The following is a 3,375-nucleotide window of genomic DNA, read 5'->3' as shown; positions in this document are numbered from 1 at the left end:
TATTGCTGCTATAAGATAATCATTTGCTTTTATATCTTTATTGTACCTATTTTTTAATAACCAAGGCATCTCTTCTTTAATTTTCTCGTCAAAGTTTTTAGCTATTGGAACCCCTAAAAAACCTATTTTTATAAATTTCTTATCAGGAAATTTACGTAAAGTCACAGAAAAAAGGCCTACAAGATATCCAAAGTTTCTTCTCTCTGAAAATAGTTCTCTATTTTGTAATTTTGATAGTTTTATTTTATCTTTTAATTTTCGCAGTGAAATTTCTATATTCTCACCATTATTTTCCGTCAATATAATAGTTTTTGGCTCTTTTTTCCCAATTCTTGGTTTGTATTTCACATAATTTATCACTTTGCATGTACATACACGCAAATCGGATGCAAGCTCAAGCTCATTAAAAATACCTTCATAAGGATTTTTAATGTTCAAGGTATCAGGAATTGTTATTCTTTTTTTTGCTTCTGTAAATATTTCTCTGGTTATTTCATTATCATAGTTTTTAAATCCATTTTCTTTTAAGAATTGTACAATTGTTTTTATGAGGCTAACTGAAATACCGAATTCCTTTAATGTGAATTTATTGGAGAACCCCAGCTTATCTGAAAATAACAGCAATGGCCAATTTTGAATATTACGGCTTGAATAAGTGTTTTTATTAGGGAAAAAATCATATGGTGGAATAAATAATCCTCTTAAAAAATCCAAACCAAGAAGATCTTGTTCAAAAGAATTTATAGAGTGAGAGACTTTAAATGGAAAGTGTATGTTATTATGAATGTATCGATCAAATATCAGGAGTATTGCAAGAGCTGTTGCACCAGGAGCCATTAATGCGATATTCTGTTTTGCTGTATTGTTTTTGTTACTTTCAGTTATTGCTTTATATACCTCTAATGTATCACTACCCATTTTTAAATATCCCACTTCAAACAATATGTCATCTGATGAAAAGCTTTTGCTCCTATGTTTCAAGATAAATATTTCAGCACCTTCATCCTTCGCATCTATTTCTTTTAGTATTTTATTAATAGCAAGGATCTTATTTTGTGATTTTAGAAGATTCATATAATTGTCTAAAGGTATTTTTTCATATTTGGTGCAAAATCCACAGAAGTAGTTATCATCTAATTCTTTCTTTATTAATTTCTCGTATATCTTTTTTCCAATATGGTATCCCATCATAAATTTGCGCCTGTATCTGCCTATTCCATAAAAGCGTCGGATTAGATTTTCAGATAATGGTGGTGGAAATTTCACTTCCCCAGATTCCACAAGGAACAATGTACTGTAAAAAACCTTATTTGTAATTTGTGTTAGTAAATCTTCATCATAAACTTTACTTGCAGCATTTATTGTTTTTCCTATTTTTACGGCTTCTTGATTTCTATAAAGGCATTGACAAAACGGTATTGTTTCTTTTATTATTTTCATGCCTAAACTCCTTTCTCTTATAAAAGTTTGGGGTTTGTTAGGCTATGCAGCCGCCACTGCATAGCCCAGCTCTTTAAATTTCTACTTCTTCTGTTCCTAATCCTGCTAAATGCATCAGTAGAAAAGCTCCCAATTCTCGTTTATCCTCATCAAAAGCTTGAAGAATCAGACTTACCATCTCTTCTGTTGTAAACGGTGCAGTGATGTAATTAACATTTGACTCGTCATCAGATAAGTAAATGAAAAACCTATTGTCATCTGTTTTGTTCACATGAAGATATCCATCCTTTGTTTTCTCAAAAATTAACTCTTCAGGTGCTAAATATCTTGCTTGCTCAATTGAATAAGCTTTTGCTTCAATTTTTTCTCTTTCTTTTTTCATATTTACCTCTCTGTGTCGTGTTGTTGACATAATATATGTCATCTTTTCGACATAGTCAAGAAAAATTTTAATGTATTGATTAAAAGAATAAATTTAACTATATAATCAATATGAATAGAAAAATAACCTTTAGAATAAAAGAAGATAGGTTACAAGAACTTAAGAATAAATTTAATCATTACACTCTGAGAAAATATTTTTCTGCAGGAACATCAAAAAAACTACTTGAAGGCAATGCCAATGTAAGTATTGAAGTTTTATACAAACTTTCAAAATTAATGGAATGGGATTTCATCGATTTTATAGAAGTAATTGAGGAAAGATAATATGCCCATGCTCATTCCTATACAATATCATAAGAGAAAATATCCAAAACACATAACACCTGAGATTGACGAAATTGCTGCACACTTTGATATTTCAATGATTAATGTAAAAAGAAGGTTTTCTTTACATACTGAATACTCTTATGCAAAAAGAAGGTTAAGTTCTGAGCTTTTAAAGAAATTTTCAACGATAAAAAATGCACATAAAAATAATATACCAATGTTATGGTATTCAGAAAAATGGGCAACAGAGTTTGCATATTTTATAAAGTGTCTATGTAATGGTAATGAACCAGATTTAATTGAGATACATCCTCCTTTTTCTGATTATATTGAAAATATTTCTAATTTCTTGAGTCGTTACAAAATATTTGAAGAAAAAATATTATCTTATTATTCAAATTGTAAGATATTAGTTGAAAATAGATACGGCAGCATATACAAAGGTGGTAAATTTATTTTATCAAAAGGAAATGAACTCCGTGAACTTTGTGAACATATAGAAAGAATGAATTTAAAACTCCGCTTAGCTCTGGATATTCCTCAGCTATTAAGTGCTTATGGTGGACCAGAAAAGTTAAAACCTGAAAAACTTCAAAATATACTACAACGTAATAATTCTCTTAGTTCATTTACTGAAAGTATTCATTTATGGGGTAAAAGAAAAAATGCTAATGGAAGAAATATTGCTCATTGTGGTAACTTAGATTCTTATTTTGTAGATCATAGTAAAAAAGAAATATTTTTAGATTGGATTATCACATTTTTAAGTGATGGCAAACCAAGATTTTTTGTTCCAGAAGTTAATAGTTCGGATGAAGACTTGGCATCAATAATTAATGATTTAGAAAAATCAGGGATAACATTTAATTAAAAATTCATTTTTTTATTTTACTATCAAACAGAAAAGATATAAAAACTAACACAGCAAATACCAAATAAATCTTAATCAATTCCCTCAGGATGCAGTACTTTACCGTAAAGTTTTCTCCACATTTTTATATTCTCATAGTCCTTTGCAGTAACTTTGATATGTTTGAAACCTTCTGCTGTTGCCAAAAAAGCAGAAACATCATATTGCTTCAAATCCTTTTTATGTTTTCGATTAAAAACATTAATGAATTTATTAGCAGCATATAGACAATCTTTTGCATAGCTTTTGGTAGTGTATAATAATTTTGTGTAAAGTTGCAAAAGAGGTATACCTCCTGTAATCTACTTTAAATT

Annotated in this window: 5 protein-coding genes; 2 read left to right on the top strand and 3 right to left on the bottom strand. The window is 29.0% G+C overall.

Annotation, left to right across the window (positions count from 1 at the left end; genetic code table 11):
* Together OWK30_RS11420 and OWK30_RS11415 are read right to left on the bottom strand one after the other, a co-directional pair.
* A partial coding sequence (locus OWK30_RS11420; RefSeq protein ID WP_423326603.1) for a hypothetical protein occupies positions 1–1,440 on the bottom strand: 1,440 nt, incomplete at its 3' end.
* A gap of 73 nt (positions 1,441–1,513) precedes the next feature.
* A complete protein-coding gene (locus OWK30_RS11415) occupies positions 1,514–1,822 on the bottom strand; it encodes a hypothetical protein (protein WP_423326601.1) in 309 nt (102 codons plus the stop codon).
* A gap of 110 nt (positions 1,823–1,932) precedes the next feature.
* Here OWK30_RS11415 and OWK30_RS11410 point away from each other — a divergent pair, with 110 nt between their 5' ends.
* A complete protein-coding gene (locus OWK30_RS11410) occupies positions 1,933–2,148 on the top strand; it encodes a hypothetical protein (RefSeq protein ID WP_423326599.1) in 216 nt (71 codons plus the stop codon).
* 1 nt (position 2,149) lies between these two features.
* Entirely contained in the window at positions 2,150–3,022 is an 873-nt protein-coding gene (locus OWK30_RS11405) for a hypothetical protein (protein ID WP_423326597.1), read from the top strand.
* A 71-nt stretch (positions 3,023–3,093) separates the two neighbouring features.
* Here the strand turns inward: OWK30_RS11405 and OWK30_RS11400 are convergent, their stop codons facing one another.
* Positions 3,094–3,342 carry a hypothetical protein gene (locus OWK30_RS11400; protein WP_423326595.1) on the bottom strand — a complete coding sequence of 83 codons (249 nt, stop codon included), beginning with the start codon at positions 3,340–3,342 and terminating at the stop codon, positions 3,094–3,096.
* Between the last annotated feature and the right edge of the window lie 33 nt (positions 3,343–3,375).

The organism is Deferribacter abyssi, assembly GCF_049472655.1.
GTDB lineage: Bacteria > Chrysiogenota > Deferribacteres > Deferribacterales > Deferribacteraceae > Deferribacter > Deferribacter abyssi.
The sequence above is the reverse complement of the archived record's forward strand: the minus strand, read 5'-3'. Positions and strand labels throughout refer to the sequence as shown.